17 protein-coding genes are annotated in these 14585 nt (G+C 72.8%); 10 read left to right on the top strand and 7 right to left on the bottom strand.

Annotation, left to right across the window (positions count from 1 at the left end):
• Positions 1 to 2: 2 nt before the first annotated feature.
• The 3 genes from KG102_RS08020 to KG102_RS08010 all read right to left on the bottom strand — a co-directional run bounded on the left by KG102_RS08020 (position 3) and on the right by KG102_RS08010 (position 1847).
• The gene (locus KG102_RS08020) at positions 3 to 209 is read right to left on the bottom strand and encodes a CDGSH iron-sulfur domain-containing protein (RefSeq protein ID WP_208213609.1); all 207 of its coding nucleotides are present in this window, start codon (positions 207 to 209) and stop codon (positions 3 to 5) included.
• Positions 206 to 1222, bottom strand: a complete 1017-nt coding sequence (locus tag KG102_RS08015; protein ID WP_208290050.1) for an iron-containing redox enzyme family protein — start codon at positions 1220 to 1222, stop codon at positions 206 to 208. Before KG102_RS08015 ends, KG102_RS08020 begins: the two co-directional genes overlap by 4 nt.
• A gap of 124 nt (positions 1223 to 1346) precedes the next feature.
• Positions 1347 to 1847: a metallophosphoesterase family protein gene (locus KG102_RS08010; protein ID WP_208290051.1), complete on the bottom strand. Its 501-nt coding sequence runs from the start codon at positions 1845 to 1847 to the stop codon at positions 1347 to 1349.
• Positions 1848 to 2135: 288 nt separating this feature from the next.
• On the opposite strand from KG102_RS08010, the gene KG102_RS08005 reads away from it, so the two are divergent.
• From KG102_RS08005 to KG102_RS07995, 3 genes are read left to right on the top strand one after another with little or no spacing between them, the layout of a single operon-like run.
• Positions 2136 to 3224 carry an ABC transporter substrate-binding protein gene (locus tag KG102_RS08005; RefSeq protein ID WP_208290052.1) on the top strand — a complete coding sequence of 363 codons (1089 nt, stop codon included), beginning with the start codon at positions 2136 to 2138 and terminating at the stop codon, positions 3222 to 3224.
• A complete protein-coding gene (locus tag KG102_RS08000; RefSeq protein WP_208290053.1) occupies positions 3221 to 3988 on the top strand; it encodes an ABC transporter ATP-binding protein in 768 nt (255 codons plus the stop codon). Before KG102_RS08005 ends, KG102_RS08000 begins: the two co-directional genes overlap by 4 nt.
• On the top strand, positions 3978 to 4877 hold the full coding sequence (locus KG102_RS07995; RefSeq protein ID WP_208213614.1) for an ABC transporter permease: 900 nt from the start codon (positions 3978 to 3980) through the stop codon (positions 4875 to 4877). The genes KG102_RS08000 and KG102_RS07995 overlap by 11 nt, the downstream gene beginning before the upstream one ends.
• Here KG102_RS07995 and KG102_RS07990 read toward each other — a convergent pair.
• Positions 4874 to 6004 carry an alpha/beta hydrolase gene (locus KG102_RS07990; protein WP_213363043.1) on the bottom strand — a complete coding sequence of 377 codons (1131 nt, stop codon included), beginning with the start codon at positions 6002 to 6004 and terminating at the stop codon, positions 4874 to 4876. The two genes, KG102_RS07995 and KG102_RS07990, sit on opposite strands and share 4 nt — an antisense overlap.
• Positions 6005 to 6060: 56 nt before the next feature.
• Here KG102_RS07990 and KG102_RS07985 point away from each other — a divergent pair, with 56 nt between their 5' ends.
• Entirely contained in the window at positions 6061 to 6735 is a 675-nt protein-coding gene (locus KG102_RS07985; protein WP_208213616.1) for an AIM24 family protein, read from the top strand.
• 68 nt (positions 6736 to 6803) lie between these two features.
• Here the strand turns inward: KG102_RS07985 and KG102_RS07980 are convergent, their stop codons facing one another.
• A complete protein-coding gene (locus tag KG102_RS07980) occupies positions 6804 to 7070 on the bottom strand; it encodes a GlsB/YeaQ/YmgE family stress response membrane protein (protein WP_208213617.1) in 267 nt (88 codons plus the stop codon).
• Between the two features lie 95 nt (positions 7071 to 7165).
• On the opposite strand from KG102_RS07980, the gene KG102_RS07975 reads away from it, so the two are divergent.
• The 6 genes from KG102_RS07975 (at position 7166) to KG102_RS07950 (ending at position 12170) form a co-directional block, all read left to right on the top strand.
• Positions 7166 to 7894, top strand: coding sequence for a DUF72 domain-containing protein (locus tag KG102_RS07975; protein ID WP_208213618.1), 729 nt, complete (start codon positions 7166 to 7168; stop codon positions 7892 to 7894).
• A gap of 87 nt (positions 7895 to 7981) precedes the next feature.
• On the top strand, positions 7982 to 8128 hold the full coding sequence (locus KG102_RS07970; protein ID WP_208213619.1) for a hypothetical protein: 147 nt from the start codon (positions 7982 to 7984) through the stop codon (positions 8126 to 8128).
• 75 nt (positions 8129 to 8203) lie between these two features.
• On the top strand, positions 8204 to 9019 hold the full coding sequence (locus KG102_RS07965; RefSeq protein ID WP_208290055.1) for a class I SAM-dependent methyltransferase: 816 nt from the start codon (positions 8204 to 8206) through the stop codon (positions 9017 to 9019).
• 90 nt (positions 9020 to 9109) lie between these two features.
• Positions 9110 to 9850 carry an SDR family oxidoreductase gene (locus KG102_RS07960; protein WP_208290056.1) on the top strand — a complete coding sequence of 247 codons (741 nt, stop codon included), beginning with the start codon at positions 9110 to 9112 and terminating at the stop codon, positions 9848 to 9850.
• A gap of 16 nt (positions 9851 to 9866) precedes the next feature.
• Entirely contained in the window at positions 9867 to 10793 is a 927-nt protein-coding gene (gene sigJ / locus KG102_RS07955) for an RNA polymerase sigma factor SigJ (protein ID WP_208290057.1), read from the top strand.
• Between the two features lie 42 nt (positions 10794 to 10835).
• The gene (locus KG102_RS07950) at positions 10836 to 12170 is read left to right on the top strand and encodes an NAD(P)/FAD-dependent oxidoreductase (RefSeq protein WP_208213623.1); all 1335 of its coding nucleotides are present in this window, start codon (positions 10836 to 10838) and stop codon (positions 12168 to 12170) included.
• A gap of 105 nt (positions 12171 to 12275) precedes the next feature.
• Here KG102_RS07950 and KG102_RS07945 read toward each other — a convergent pair whose 3' ends face one another.
• Positions 12276 to 12860 (bottom strand): DinB family protein, encoded by a 585-nt coding sequence (locus KG102_RS07945; protein WP_208213624.1) that lies wholly within the window; start codon positions 12858 to 12860, stop codon positions 12276 to 12278.
• A 7-nt stretch (positions 12861 to 12867) separates the two neighbouring features.
• A complete protein-coding gene (locus tag KG102_RS07940) occupies positions 12868 to 14511 on the bottom strand; it encodes an MFS transporter (RefSeq protein ID WP_208290058.1) in 1644 nt (547 codons plus the stop codon).
• Between the last annotated feature and the right edge of the window lie 74 nt (positions 14512 to 14585).

Raw genomic sequence — 14585 nt, 5'->3', positions numbered from 1 at the left:
CGTCAGGGGGCCACGAACCGGATCGCCTTGTGGCTGCCGTCGCAGAACGGCGCGATCGCCGACGCACCGCAGCGGCAGAGTGCCACCGTGCGGCGACGCCGCTCGAGCGGCGTACCGTCCCCGTCGACGAGCTGCACGTCACCGCGGACCAGGAGCGGCCCGTTGGGGCAGGCCTCGATCGTGGCGGGCTGGGCGGCGCGGTCGGTCATGACGCCCGGAGCGAGGACTCGCCCGCCGACCAGGCGCCGAGCATGTGCTGCCCGACCAGGTCGTCCAGGTACAGGCAGGCGGCGGCACCGAAGAGGATGTCCGCCACCAGCTCGGGCTCCTGCTCCGCCAGACGCCCGGCCAGGTCCCGGCCGGCGATCTGCTCGTGCACCGCATCGGCCTCGACGTGCTCGTCGAAGTACTCCGTGGTGCCCTCGTCGTGGCCCAGACGTCGGAAGCCGTCCCCGTAGAGGCGGTTGGGCAGCGACGACGTCATCTCGAAGGCCGCCAGGTGCCCCGCGATCGCACCGCGCAGCCGCCGGTGCAGCCCGAGCAGCGACATGAGGTTGAGCGCGGCGATCGTGACAGCCGGCAGCCGGTCGACGTAGTAGCCGTAGTCGTCCACCAGCCCCGCACCGCGCATGGTCCGGGCGAACAGGGCGCTGTGCATCCGGTCCGGTCGACCGCCGCCGTACTCGTCGGACTGCACCTCGACCAGCGCCGCCTTGGGCGCTCCCGACAGGCGCGGGATGGCCCACGTGTGCGGGTCGGCCTCCATGAGCGTGTACAGCGAACGGTGGATCAGGAACTCCTCGACCTGAGCGGCGTCGGCCGACTTGGCGACGTACCGGGCGACGCTCGGCCCGGGCCCGGGAGCCGTCATGGCGAAGAGTGCGCTCGCGACCGCCTCGCGCTCCGGGGCGGCGCCCTCCGGCACGGGGACCCGAGCGCGCAGGGCGGCCTCGAAGGGCTGCTCCAGGCACAGGCGCAGCCGCAGGAGGTCGGGGTTCCACTCCCACGCCTCGTCGACGCCCTCGAAGCCCTGGTAGTGCAGTGCGTACAGGGTCCACAGCGTGAGCTGGAGGTCGTCGTCCGTCAGGGGGTCGGCCACCGCAGCAGCGCCGCGCCACCGGGCGAGGACGTCGTCGTCGACGACCCCGACCTCCGTCGGCGGGTGGACGAGCAGGTCGGTCAGTGAGGCCCCGAGGGGACCCCGGGGTGCGGGCAGCTTCATGTCGGTTCCGTTCGTGCGCGTACGGCCGCCCGGGTCTGGAGCGGCTCCCGCCTCACGGTCGCACGGCACGGCCGATGCGCAACCGGAGGGGGCCCGCACCGCCCGTGGCGTCCACCACTCCAGGTCAGCGACGGTCCAGGCGGTGCAGCACCACATCCCGGAGGCGTCCGTCGACGACCGTCGCCGTCATGAAGGTCGCGTAGGGCTGCCGTCGCCGGTCGGTCGGGGATCCCGGGTTGAGCAGCCGCATGCCTCGCGGCGTCACCGAGTCCCACGGGATGTGGCTGTGCCCGAACACCAGCACGTCGAGGTCGGGATGCTCGGCGTCGCACCGCCGTTCCCGCCCCGCAGCGGGGCCTGTCTCGTGCACGACTCCGAGGCGCAGACCGTTCAGCTCCACCCGCGCGACCAGGGGCAGCCGCTCCCGCAGCGCCGGGCCGTCGTTGTTGCCGTAGCAGGCGACGAGGCGACGTGAGCGGGCCTCGAGCGCGGCGCGGAACTCCTCGCTGACCCAGTCCCCCGCGTGCACGACGACGTCCGCGCCGTCCACCGCCTCCCACGCCGGGGTGGGCAGGTCACGGGCCCGACGCGGGACGTGCGTGTCGGCGAGCAGGACGATCTGCACCGTTCCTCCTTGTCAGTCTCGTATTCCGACCGGCTATGTCCACAATAAGAGACGCCTCTGTCGCGCCTCTCCTTCCGCGGCCATTCTCGACCCATGCAGACCCGCCGCGCCGCCTCGACGTGCTGTCCCGTCGCCATGGCCTCCGCGCGCCCCTGCTGTCCGCGGAACGCCTGAACGCGGCACCTCCCGGCCGCGCGCTCGACGCCCGGCCCGTCGGTCCCCTGACGCCCTCGGCATGACGCGTGCGCCGCCCCCTCGTCCCCTGCGCTCGCCACCCAAGGACTCGACATGACCGCCCGACCCGCTCGCCTCACCGCCCTGCTCGCCGCCGGACTGCTCGCCGCACTGACGGCGTGCTCGTCCGCCGCCGTCGGCCCCGACCCCTCGCCCACCGCGTCGTCGGACGCGCAGGCCCCCGAGCTGCGGCTCGGCTACTTCGCGAACCTGACCCACGCCGTCGCGCTCGTCGGCGTCGACGACGGCACGTACCAGGAGTCGCTCGGCGACACCCAGCTCACCACGCAGATCTTCAACGCCGGGCCGGCCGCGGTCGAGGCACTCTTCGGTGGCGCGATCGACGCGACGTTCATCGGCCCCAACCCGGCGATCAACGCGTTCGCGCAGTCCGACGGCGACGCGGTGCGGATCGTCTCCGGTGCGACCTCCGGTGGTGCGCAGCTGGTCGTCCGCGACGGGATCGACTCCCCGGACGACCTCGTCGGCACGACGCTCGCGACGCCACAGCTGGGCAACACCCAGGACGTGGCGCTGCGCGCCTGGCTGGCCGACCAGGGCCTCGAGACCTCTCTGACCGGGGGCGCGAGCGACGTGACGATCGCGCCGCAGGAGAACTCGCAGACGCTCGACCTCCTCAAGGCCGGGGAGCTGGACGGTGCCTGGCTGCCCGAGCCGTGGGCCTCGCGGCTCGTCGTCGACGCCGGTGCCCACGTGCTGCTGGACGAGAAGGAGCTGTGGCCGGACGGCGACTTCGTGACCACGCACCTCATCGTGTCCACCGAGTACCTCTCGACGTATCCCGGCACCGTGAAGAAGCTCCTCGAGGCGCAGCTCGCCACGTCCGAGTGGATCGCGGCGAACCCCGACGAGGCCAAGACGAGGTCGAACGCCGTGATCGAGGAGCTCAGCGGCAAGCCGCTGTCCCCGCAGGTGCTGGACCGCGCCTGGTCGAACCTGCGGATCACGCTGGACCCCGTCGCGACCAGCCTGCAGACGTCGGCGGACCACGCGGTGGCCGCGGGCACCTCGAAGGAGACCGACCTGCGCGGCATCTACGACCTCACGCTGCTCAACGAGGTGCTCGCCGAGCACGGTCAGGAGCCCGTCGCCGACGGCGGGCTCGGGGCGTCGGGCACATGACCGCCACCGTCGCGGCGCCCGCGAACGTCGCCGCGCGCCTCACCGGGGTCACGCACCACTTCGGCGAGACGTCGCGGCCACCGGTCCTCGACCGCATCGACCTCACCGTGGCTCCGGGCGAGTTCGTCTGCCTGCTCGGCGCGTCCGGCTGCGGCAAGTCGACGCTGCTCTCCCTGGTCGCAGGGCTCGACGCGCCCGTCGCCGGGACCGTCGAGGTACCCGGTGGCCGTCCGGCGCTCATGTTCCAGGAACCTGCGCTGTACCCGTGGCTCACGGCGGCCGGCAACGTCGAGCTCGCGCTGCGGCTGCGGGGCATCCCGCGTGCGGAGCGGCGCGCCAAGGCCCAGGAGCTCCTGACGCTCGTGCGGCTGGACGGGGCGGGACCGAAGCGGGTGCACGAGCTGTCGGGCGGGATGCGTCAGCGCGTCGCCCTGGCCCGTGCGCTCGCCCAGGAGGGCGACCTCCTGCTCATGGACGAGCCCTTCGCCGCGCTCGACGCCATCACGCGCGACGTCCTGCACGAGGAGCTCACCCGCATCTGGACCGAGACCGGGCGAGCCGTGCTCTTCGTGACGCACAACGTCCGGGAGGCCGTGCGGCTCGGCCAGCGGGTCGTGCTCCTGTCCTCGCGGCCGGGGCGGGTCGCGCGCGAGTGGCCGGTGGACATCCCGCAGCCGCGCCGCATCGAAGACCCCTCCGTGTCCCGGTTGAGCGCCGAGATCACCGAGGACCTGCGACAGGAGATCGCCCGCCATGGCCACTGACACCAGCGCACCGCCGGTCCGGCGCACCACGGACGACGACCTCGCCGCCGGCCTGGACGCTCTCGAGACGCCGGTCGAGTCCCCGCGCACGTCCGCCTGGCGCGCGACGTGGCGTGCTGTCTGGCCGGTGCTGTCGGCGCTCGGGGCGATCCTGGTCGTGTGGCAGGTCGCGTACCTGCTCGACCTCAAGCCGTCGTACGCGCTGCCCAGCCCGGCCGACACGTGGCGCACGCTCCTCGGGGCGATCCAGGACGGGTCCGCGTGGCGCGCGGTGACCCTGAGCGTGCAGCGCGCGGCCGTCGGCTTCGCGATGTCCGTCGTCGTGGGTGTCGCGATCGGCGTCGCGCTCGCCGCGTCCCCGCTGCTGCGCCGTGCGTTCGGCCCCATCATCACGGGGCTGCAGTCGCTGCCCTCCGTCGCCTGGGTCCCCGCGGCCATCATCTGGTTCCAGCTGACCGACGCCACCATGTACGCCGTCATCCTGCTCGGCGCGGTGCCGTCGATCGTCAACGGGCTGCTGGCGGGCACCGACCAGGTGCCCCCGCTGTACCTGCGTGTCGGCCAGGTGCTGGGCGCCACGGGATGGGCCCGGATCCGCTTCGTGCTCCTGCCCGCCGCGCTGCCCGGGTTCCTCGGCGGCCTCAAGCAGGGCTGGGCGTTCGCCTGGCGCTCGCTCATGGCCGCGGAGCTCATCGTGCAGACCGGCCTCGGGACGGGGCTCGGCCAGATCCTCGACCTCGGCCGGGTCACCAGCGACATGTCGCTGGTCATCGCGTCGATCGGGCTCATCTTCCTGGTGGGGATCGTCATCGAGCTCGTGGTCTTCGCACCGCTCGAGCGCCACGTGCTGCACGCGCGCGGCCTCACCGGCAGGACGTCGACGACCTAGCCGTCGGCCCGGCTCGGGAAGCACACGTCGCACCAGTGGTACCCGGCCGGGCGCGCGCCCACCGGCCACCGGTTGCGCGTCGCGATCTTCTCGACCCACGCGCACGGATGGTCCAGGGAGTGCGTCTCCCGGGTGCGGAGGTTGGCCAGGAGCCGCTCGCTGTCGGACGACACCGTCACGCCGCACCCGGGGTTGGCGCCCAGTCGCTCGAAGCCGCCGAGGAACCCGCCCGCGAAGAACTCCTGCTCCGGCGTGAGGTCCAGCTCGGGCGGCACCAGGGTCGAGGGCACCTGCGACGCGAGGTTCGTGGCCAGCTCGGGCGGCAGGTAGCGGGCGAAGAACATGGCGACCAGGTCGGCGGTCGCGCCGGCGATCTCCGGGCAGACGCCGGCGCCGGGGCGGCACGGGAGGTCCGCGTCGCCGAGGTAGTCCCAGTGCTCCCCCTCGTCGAAGACCACGCGGTGTCGCGGCCGGCTCATCGCCTGCCACTGCGCCTGCGTGAGCTGGCTGAACAGGTCACGGCCGAGGCCCCACATCAGCAGCGTCGGGATGTCGAGAAGCGGGAGCGGGAACGGTGAGCCGCCGAACCAGTCCTGCCACCCCCCGCTGAGGCCGGCGAACGCGCCCACCTCGCGGCCGACCGCGAACCGGGCGCCGAGCATCGCCCCGAAGCTGTGCCCGACCACCCCGGTCGCGGGCGGGGGCAGAAGGACGTCCGCGTGCCCCCACCCGGTGCGCACCCAGCCGAGCACCGCCTCGAGGGTCGCCTCGTCCGGGTGCTCGGGCACGGACGGGTTGCGCCCACCCGCGTTGCCGGCGAGCCGGGGAACGACCACCACGTAGCCGCTGCGTGCGAGAACGGCCGGGACGAGGAACCAGCGCCGGAAGTGGTCGGTGTCCTGGTGGCAGTGCCCGTGGGCGAACAGGACCACCGGATAGCGCCCGCAGCCCTCGAGGATCGGCGCGGTCTCGACCGACCCGTCGAGGCTCGGGAAGAAGATCCGCAGGTCCACCGGTGCCCCATCGGCAGGCCCGAGGGACCGGACGCCCCAGAAGACGGGGGCGAGCGCTTGAGGCTGCCACCCGATCGGGCAGCTCGCCGGCGGCGGGACGGGACTGTCGACCACCTGCCCAGTGTCGTCCCGGCACTCCCGCGCGGGGAAGGGCATCGCTAGCATGCGGCATGCGCAGCTCACTGATGCAGAACGCGGAACGGTCCACCGAGCCCGGCAGCTTCGTGCTGCAGAACGAGCGGATGCTCAAGGTGGACCTGGCAGGCACGGGCGGCTTCTTCTACGCCAAGCAGGGGTCGATGGTGGCCTACCAGGGCGACGTCGACTTCGACTACCAGGGCAGCGGCGGCGTCGCCAAGATGTTCAAGAAGGCGTTCACCGGCGAGGGCATGTCCCTGATGAAGGTCTCGGGCAGCGGGGACGTCTTCCTGGCGCAGGACGCCGACGAGGTGTTCATCGTGCACCTGGAGGGCGAGAGCGTCACCGTCAGCGGGTCCAGCATCCTCGCGTTCGAGAGCACGCTCACGTGGGACATCAACCGGGTCGAGGGAGCGTCGATGCTCAGCGGCGGCCTGTTCAACACGACCTTCACGGGTACGGGCGCGCTGGCCGTGACCGCGTACGGGACGCCCGTCGTGCTGCAGGTCGACGTGCCGACGTTCGTGGACATGCAGTCCGCGGTGCTCTGGTCCACGTCGCTGCAGTCGACGGTCCGCAGGACCGCCAAGCTCGGCTCGGTGATCGGTCGCGGCTCCGGAGAGGCCTACCAGCTGGGGCTCACCGGGCAGGGGTTCGTCGTCGTGCAGGCGTCGGAGGGTCACCCCGTCCCCAGCAGCCAGGGCTGACGCGACCGGGGCTGACGCGACGGGAGCGGCCCACCGACCGGTGGACCGCTCCCGTCATGCGTCGTGGGTCAGCGGCGGCGGCCGCCGGTGCCCGCGACGATCGCCACACCGATGGCGGCGAGCACGACCTGGAAGAGCAGCTCGATCCAGTCGATGCCGTCCGTCGTCTCGACGCCGACGAGGCTGGCCAGCCAGGTGCCCAGAAGTGCAGCGATGATCCCCACGATGATCGTGACCAGGATCGAGATGTTCTGCTTGCCTCGGACGACCAGGCGGCCGAGCGCCCCGATGATGGCCCCGATGATGATGGCGGAGATGATGCCAGCGGCGGTCATGGTGAACTCCTCAGAGTGAAGGTGCGCCGGGTGCGACCAAGAGAGAATCTAGAGGCGAATCGCCCGGTCCGCGCGTCGAGAGGGAGCCACACGGCGTGAGTGTGCGCATCGGCACGTCCGGCTGGTCGTACGACCACTGGGAGCACGTCCTGTACCCGCCCGGCCTGCCGTCGTCCCAGCGTCTGGCGCGGTACGTCCAGGAGTTCGGGACCGTCGAGCTGAACGCGAGCTTCTACCGCTGGCCGCGGGAGTCGACGTTCGCCGGCTGGCAACGACGCCTCCCCGCCGGCTTCCGGATGTCGGTCAAGGCGCCGCGCGGGCTGACGCACGCCAAGCGGCTCTACGCGCCCGAGGTGTGGGCTCAGCGGATCGCGCGGTCGTGGCACGAGCTCGGCGACCGGCGCGAGGTGCTGCTGGTCCAGCTCCGGCCGGACCAGGCCCGCGACGACGCCCGCCTGGACTGGTTCCTGGCCTCGCTGCCCGACTGGGTGCGGGTCGCCGCCGAGCTCCGGCACCCCTCGTGGCAGCACGACGACGTCTTCTCTCTGCTGGAGCGGCGTGGCGCAGCGTCGGTCGTGATGAGCGGAGCGCACCTGCCCTGCGTGCTGCGCGCCACTGCGCCCACCGTGTACGTACGGATGCACGGGCCGGACCACCACCACCTGTACGGCGGCTCGTACTCCGACGACGACCTGCGCTGGTGGGCGGACCGGATCCGGGAGTGGTCGGACGGCGGGCGGGACGTCCTCGTCTACTTCAACAACGACGGCGGGGGCGCCGCCGTGCGCAACGCCCGCACGCTGCGATGGCTGCTGGGGGTCTGACCTGGGTCTGCGCGACCCGGCGCGCGCGCGGAGGACGCGAGTCCTACGCTCGCCGTCTCGGAACGGCGCGTCAACGAGGAGGTCGACATGCACAGCGACGACAGGATCGTCCACGACACCGGCGACGACGGTCCGGTGATCCGCGAGACCGAGGTCGAGGTCGAGGTCGAGAAGACCGACGCCGAGAAGATCAAGGCCGACGGCATCGAGCAGGAGGACACCGACCGCCGCTAGCTCCACGTCGACCGGGCGCCGCGCCTCCTGGCTCGGCGCCTGGCCCATGTCTGTGGCCGCTGCCAAGGTGGTGCCATGGAGTCACCGGATGGCATAGCAGGCGTGTTCGACCGCGCCGCGGACACCTACGACGCGGTCGGTGTCCCGTGGGTCGGGCCGATCGCCACGAGGCTGGTCGCCGAGCTCGACGTCAGGCCCGGCACGCGCGTGCTCGACATCGGCTGCGGACGCGGCGCCGCCCTGGGGCCGCTGGCCCTCGCGACCGGCCCGACCGGGCACGCCCTCGGCATCGATCTCGCCCCGCGGATGGTCGAGCTGACCGCACGCGACCTCGCTCACCTCCCCCAGGTGGAGGTCCGGGTGGCTGACGCCCGCGCGCCGGAACTGCCCCCCGCGTCGTTCGACGTCGTCGCCGCCAGCCTGGTGCTCTTCTTCCTGCCCGAACCCGCGGCAGCACTGCGCGCGTGGACGGAGCTCGTGGTCCACGGCGGACGCCTGGGCGTGACCACCCTGGGCGAGAAGGACCCGGGGTGGACCGCCGTCGACCAGCTCTTCGGCCCGCACCTCCCGCCCGAACTCATAGAGGCCCGGTCCCGCGCGCTGCGCGGCCCGTACGCGTCCGACGCCGGGGTGGAGCGGCTGTTCTCCGACGCGGGCCTCACGGACGTCAGGACCGTGGTCCACAGCGTGGACGCGGTGTTCGGCGACCCGGAACAGTTCGTGGCGTTCTCGTGGTCGCACGGCCAGCGGTCGATGTGGGAGGCGGTGCCCGAGGCTGCCCGCCCCGGGTTGCAGGAGGAGGTCCTCGGCGCCCTGGAGGAGCAGCGCGACGCGTCGGGTCGGATCACGTTCCGGCAGGCCGTACGGCACACGCTCGGCGTGCGGCCCTGAGAGACCGCCCCGGGTGTCACGTCCGGAGCCGCTGCCCGGTCGTACGCGGTGACCGGCACCTCGCCGGTCACCGACTGAGGAGGTTCCGACATGCTGGTCGTCGTCATCGGAGGCACAGGACTCATCGGCTCCAGGCTGGTGGCACTGCTGACCGAGCAAGGTCACCGGGCCGTCGCCGCGTCGCCGGGTACCGGGGTGAACACCCTCACCGGCGAGGGCCTGACCGAGGTGCTGCAGGGCGCCGACGTCGTCGTCGACGTCTCGAACTCGCCGTCGTTCGAGGCGGCCGCCGTGCTGGAGTTCTTCGAGACCTCCACGCGCAACCTGCTGGCCGCCGAGGCCGCCGCCGGCGTGCGGCACCACGTCGCGCTGTCCGTCGTCGGTACCGAACGGCTGCCCGAGAGCGGCTACTTCCGCGCCAAGATCGCGCAGGAGAAGCTCATCGAAGGGTCGTCGATCCCGTACTCGCTGGTGCACGCCACCCAGTTCTTCGAGTTCCTCGCGGGCATCGTCGACTCCGCGACCGACGGCTCGACGGTGCACCTGGCGCACGTGCTGATCCAGCCCATGGCCGCCGACGACGTGGCCGCGGCGCTGCGCGGCGTGACGCTCGGCGCACCGGCGAACGGGCGGGTCGAGATCGCCGGGCCGGAGCGGCTCCGCCTGGACGACCTGGGGCGTCGGTTCCTCACCGCGCGCGGCGACCCGCGTGAGGTGGTCACGGACCCCGCAGCCAAGTACTTCGGCGCAGTGCTCCACGAGGACACGCTCGTCCCGCACGGCGACGCCGTCCTGGGCAGCACCACGCTCGAGGACTGGATGGCGCGGTGAGCCCTAGATTGTGACCGTGGCCAGCGACACCGCCGACAACGCCGCCGCACCGAGCACGGGCTCGAACCAGAACGTCCCGGACACGGACGTCAGGGCGTTCGAGGACGTCCGGCCGCGCCTGTTCGGCCTCGCCTACCGGATGCTCGGCAGCGTGGCGGAGGCCGAGGACGTGGTCCAGGACGCGTGGGTGCGCTGGCAGGGCACCGACCGCCGCGCGGTGCGCAACCCGGCCGCGTTCCTCACGACGACCACGACCCGGCTGGCCATCAACGCGAGCACGTCGGCGCACGCGCGGCGCGAGACATACCTCGGTCCATGGCTGCCCGAGCCCGTCGACACGAGCGCGGACCCCGCCCTCGGCGCCGAGCGCGCCGAGGCCCTGGAGACGGCGGTGCTGCTCCTGCTCGAGAAGCTCGGTCCCGCCGAGCGGGCCGCGTACGTGCTGCGCGAGGCCTTCGGGTACAGCTTCCGTGAGATCGCCGAGGTGCTGGGTCTCACCGAGGTCAACGCCCGGCAGGTGGCCCGACGCGCGCGCGAGCACCTGGCCTCCGCGCGGTCGGTTCCGGCGTCCCCCGCCCGGCGGCGCCGGCTCGTGGAGTCGTTCGCCGCGGCCGCGCGCGCCGGTGACCTCGACGGGCTCGAGCGGCTGCTCGTGGACGACGTCGTCGTGCGGCCCGACGGTGGCGGTGAGGTGCACGCCTCCCGCCTGGAGCTCGTGGGGGTCGCGCGCACCATGACCTTCCTCGACAACGTGCTGCGCAAGTACTGGCACCACTCGACGTTCCGCACCGTGGAGGTGAACGGCGGCGCCGGGCTCCTCGTCGCCACCGCGGACGGTGTCCCCCAGGCGCTCGTCACGCTCGACGGCTCGCAGCGTGGGATCGAGCACGTCTATATCGTGGTCAGCCCGAGCAAGCTCCGGCGGTTCACGGCGACCGGCTGACGTGCCGTGTCACGTTCCGGCGGTCCGCCCGGTCGAGAGGGTGTGACACACCCGAAGCGGATCGTTATCGTCGGCGGCGGCTACGCGGGCTTCTACGCCGCGTGGAACCTGGAGAGGACGCTGCGTCCGGACGAGGCCGAGATCGTCGTGATCGACCCCCGCCCCTACATGACCTACCAACCGTTCCTCCCCGAGGTGATGGCCGGCTCGGTCGAGGCCCGGCACGCCGCCGTCTCGCTGCGCAGGCACCTGCGCCGCAGCACGGTCGTCGCGGGCGAGGTGACCGGGGTCGAGCACGCGCGCCGCACGGTGCGGGTCCGCCCCGCCGACGGCGACGACCTCGAGCTCGGCTACGACGTCATCGTCATCACCGCCGGCGCCGTGACCCGGACGTTCCCGGTGCCCGGCGTCGCCGAGCAGGCGATCGGCATGAAGCACGTCGAGGAGGCCGTAGCGATCCGCGACCGCCTGCTCACGGCCTTCGACCGCGCCGCGGTCCTGCCGCCGGGACCCGAACGGCGCAGGCTGCTCACCGTGACCTTCGTCGGGGGTGGGTTCTCGGGCGTCGAGGGCTTCGGCGAGCTGCTGTCCCTGGCGACCTCGCTGCTGCCCTCCTACCCCGAGCTCTCCCCCGCCGACCTCGGCTTCCACCTGGTGGAGGCGGCCGACCGCATCCTGCCCGAGGTCACGGACGGCCCGGGGCGGTGGGTGGTGCGCGCCCTGGAGGAGCGCGGTGCGCGCGTGCACCTGCGCACGAAGCTCGTCTCCGCCGTCGACGGGCACGTGGTCCTGTCCACCGGCGAGGAGTTCGACTCCGGCCTCATCGTGTGGGCTGCCGGCAACGCGGCGAACCCGGTGGTGGCGCAGCACACCGACCTGCCCGTCGACGAGCGTGGGCTGCTGCGGGTGCGGGCGGACCTGCGGATCGGCACGGCCGCGGCCGTCGTCCCCGATGCCTGGGCCGGCGGCGACGACGCGGCGGTGCCGGACATCGCCGTCGCGACGCCCGGTTCGCGCACGGTGCCCAACGCGCAGCACGCGGTACGCCAGGGCAAGCACCTGGCGGCGAACGTCGCGGCGGTGCTGCGCGGGGGCGTGCCCAGGGACTACCTGCACCAGAGCCTCGGAGTCGTCGCGACGCTCGGGCTCGGCCAGGGCGTGTTCCAGTACCGCCGCCTGGTCGTCACGGGGTTCCCGGCCTGGGTCATGCACCGCGGGTACCACGTGCTTGCGGTGCCCACCTGGGAACGCAAGATCCGGGTGCTCGCGGTGTGGCTGGCAGCCGCGGTGTTCGGGCGCGACATCGTCTCGCTGGCGAGCGTCCAGCACCCTCGCGACGCCTTCGTCACCGGCGGTGCTCCCCGCGCGCGCCCGTGATCCGCCGTCAGGCGAGCGTCGCGACGAGCACGGCGACGTCGACGGCGCAGGCCGGTGCTGGCCGCACGGCATCGCTGCGGGAGCCGTCGGCGCGGCTGCGCGGGATCACGGACCCGCACGCCTGACCCGCACCGACGCCCGAGCGGCCGCCTCCACGCGGTCGCGGTACTGCGGCCAGTCGATCGCGGGGATGTTGGGGTCGTCGCGACGGCTGCCGACGGCCCCGTCGACCAGCTCCCGCACGATGTCGGCGTGCCCCGCGTGCCGGGCCGTCTCGACGCACATGTGCACCAGGATCTGGTGCAGCGTCACATGGCGGTCATCCCCCCACCACGGGACCTCGCCGGGCGCGTCGAGGGGCAGCGCCTCGATCGTCGCGTCGCTGTGCTCCGCCGAGAACCGGTGCAGCTGCACGATCTCGTCGCGGGTCTCCTCCGGCGTCGCCCACATGTCGGCGTTCGGCTCCGCGTCCTGCGCGAGCCACGGCGGCTCCAGGGCAGCGGGTCGCCCGAAAACCTCGCCGAAGTAGTCGAGCTGCACCCCGGCGACGTGCTTGACCAGCCCGAGCAGGTTGGTGCCCGTCGGCGTCAGCGGCCGGCGGATGTCGTACTCGCCGAGGCCGTCGAGCTTGCCGAGCAGGCTGGTGCGCTGCGCGCGCAGGTACCTCAGCAGGGTCTCCTTCTCGTCCATGCAGCCACTATGCCGCGTCGGTCGACGGAGCCCGTGGCGGTGCGTCGGTCGCGACCGGCTCGGATCCCACGGGCGCCGTCGGCAGCAGCCGCGAGAAGTAGAGCGCCAGCGCCGCCACCAGCGCGAGCACCGCGAGGCTCGCGCGCAGGGCGCCGATCCGGGCGGCCGTGTTCTCCTCGACGATCGCCGTCACCTCCTGCGGCGGGAGCCCGGCGGCCTCGAGCGCGGGTGCCAGGTCCGCGTCGGACACGAACGGCACCCCACCGGCCAGCTCGACCTGGGCGTTCGCGGCCACGTCGGCACCGACCTGCGGGTTGTCGTCCAGCCCGGCGAGCAGGGTCGCCGTCAGCGTCGCGATGAGCACCGACCCGGCCAGGGCCGTGCCCAGGGACGCGCCCAGGTTCGTCATCGTGTTCTGCACGCCGCCGACGTCGCCACTCTGCTCGTCCGGCACCGCCGAGACCGTCACGGCGCCGAGCTGCGACGCGAGCGCGCCGACCCCGAGGCCGACGAGGAACAGCGGCACCCCCACGATCTCCGGACCGGCTCCGATCTCCAGGGCCGCCATGAGAGCCACGATGCCGACCAGGATCACGACCACACCCCAACGCACGACCTCGCGCGGGGACGCACGCGGCAGGAACCGAGGGACGCCGACCGCGGCGGCGAGCAGCGACACCGACAGTGGCAGCAGCTGGACACCGGTCGCCAGAGCGGACAGCCCGAGGGCGACCGACAGGAACAGCGGCACGATGAAGAAGAGGCCGGCCTGGATCATGAACTGGAAGAAGAACATGGTCAGCCCGCCGACGAGCCGTACGTTGCGCAGCAGGTCCGGGCGGACCAGCGGTTCGCGACCGGCTGCGACGACCCGGTGCTCCCACCCGAAGAACAGCCGCAGGACGACGGCGCCGGCCAGGACGAACCACACGGTCGGCGACACGCCCCACCAGGACGGGCCGCCGGGGCGGGTGAGCACCCAGCCCCACTCGCCGGACCGGAGCACGCCGAAGACGGCCAGCCCGAGCCCGAGGGCCGACAGGACGGATCCCACCAGGTCGAGACGGAACCGCTCCTCGGGGGCGGCGTCGGCGATCTTGCGGGTCAGCGCCAGGATGCCGACGACCAGCACGACCTCGCCGGCGAACACGTACCGCCACGTCCAGTACGTCGTCACGAACCCGCCGATCAACGGCCCGGCAGCCACCGCGACCGCGCCGGCCGAGGCGACCAGGCCGTAGGCGCGCGGGCGTTCCGTCGTCGCGAAGTTCGAGGCCACCAGCGCGACGATCGCGGGCATGATCAGCGCCGCGCCGAGTCCCTCCAGGACCGACCAGCCGATGATCAGCACCGTCAGGGACGGGGCGAGCGCGGTGACGAACGACCCGCACGCGTAGACGACGCACCCGATGGCGAAGGCCCGCCGTCGCCCGATCAGCCCGCCGACCTTGCCGCCGGTGATCATCATCGTGGCCATCACGAGCGTGTAGAGCGTGATCGCCGTCTGGATGCCCGTGACGGTGGTTCCCACGTCCGCCGCCACCTGCGCGATCGACACGTTCATCACCGAGCTGTCGAGCGTCATGAGGAACTGGCTGGTGGCGAGCGTGAACAGCACCAGTCCCGCCGCTGCACCGGTGCTCCGCGCCATCGGGAAGGTCCCCTCTCGGGCGAGCAGCCGGGCGGCTGACGAGAGGTCCAGGACTACCACCAACCGCAGATCGA

It is taken from the genome of Cellulomonas fengjieae (assembly GCF_018388465.1).
Taxonomy (GTDB): domain Bacteria; phylum Actinomycetota; class Actinomycetes; order Actinomycetales; family Cellulomonadaceae; genus Cellulomonas; species Cellulomonas fengjieae.
Note: the sequence above shows the minus strand (reverse complement) of the source record. Positions and strands in the feature narration are given on the sequence as shown.

Excerpts from the sequence above, each read along its gene's own strand:
- KG102_RS08020 (WP_208213609.1), bottom strand. The coding sequence starts at position 209 with ATGACCGACCGCGCCGCCCAGCCCGCCACGATCGAGGCCTGCCCCAAC.
- KG102_RS07945 (WP_208213624.1), bottom strand. The coding sequence starts at position 12,860 with ATGGACGAGAAGGAGACCCTGCTGAGGTACCTGCGCGCGCAGCGCACC.
- KG102_RS08000 (WP_208290053.1), top strand. The coding sequence starts at position 3,221 with ATGACCGCCACCGTCGCGGCGCCCGCGAACGTCGCCGCGCGCCTCACC.
- KG102_RS08015 (WP_208290050.1), bottom strand. The coding sequence starts at position 1,222 with ATGAAGCTGCCCGCACCCCGGGGTCCCCTCGGGGCCTCACTGACCGAC.
- KG102_RS07970 (WP_208213619.1), top strand. The coding sequence starts at position 7,982 with ATGCACAGCGACGACAGGATCGTCCACGACACCGGCGACGACGGTCCG.
- KG102_RS07985 (WP_208213616.1), top strand. The coding sequence starts at position 6,061 with ATGCGCAGCTCACTGATGCAGAACGCGGAACGGTCCACCGAGCCCGGC.
- KG102_RS07960 (WP_208290056.1), top strand. The coding sequence starts at position 9,110 with ATGCTGGTCGTCGTCATCGGAGGCACAGGACTCATCGGCTCCAGGCTG.
- KG102_RS08005 (WP_208290052.1), top strand. The coding sequence starts at position 2,136 with ATGACCGCCCGACCCGCTCGCCTCACCGCCCTGCTCGCCGCCGGACTG.
- KG102_RS07995 (WP_208213614.1), top strand. The coding sequence starts at position 3,978 with ATGGCCACTGACACCAGCGCACCGCCGGTCCGGCGCACCACGGACGAC.
- KG102_RS07940 (WP_208290058.1), bottom strand. The coding sequence starts at position 14,511 with ATGGCGCGGAGCACCGGTGCAGCGGCGGGACTGGTGCTGTTCACGCTC.
- KG102_RS07965 (WP_208290055.1), top strand. The coding sequence starts at position 8,204 with ATGGAGTCACCGGATGGCATAGCAGGCGTGTTCGACCGCGCCGCGGAC.
- KG102_RS07980 (WP_208213617.1), bottom strand. The coding sequence starts at position 7,070 with ATGACCGCCGCTGGCATCATCTCCGCCATCATCATCGGGGCCATCATC.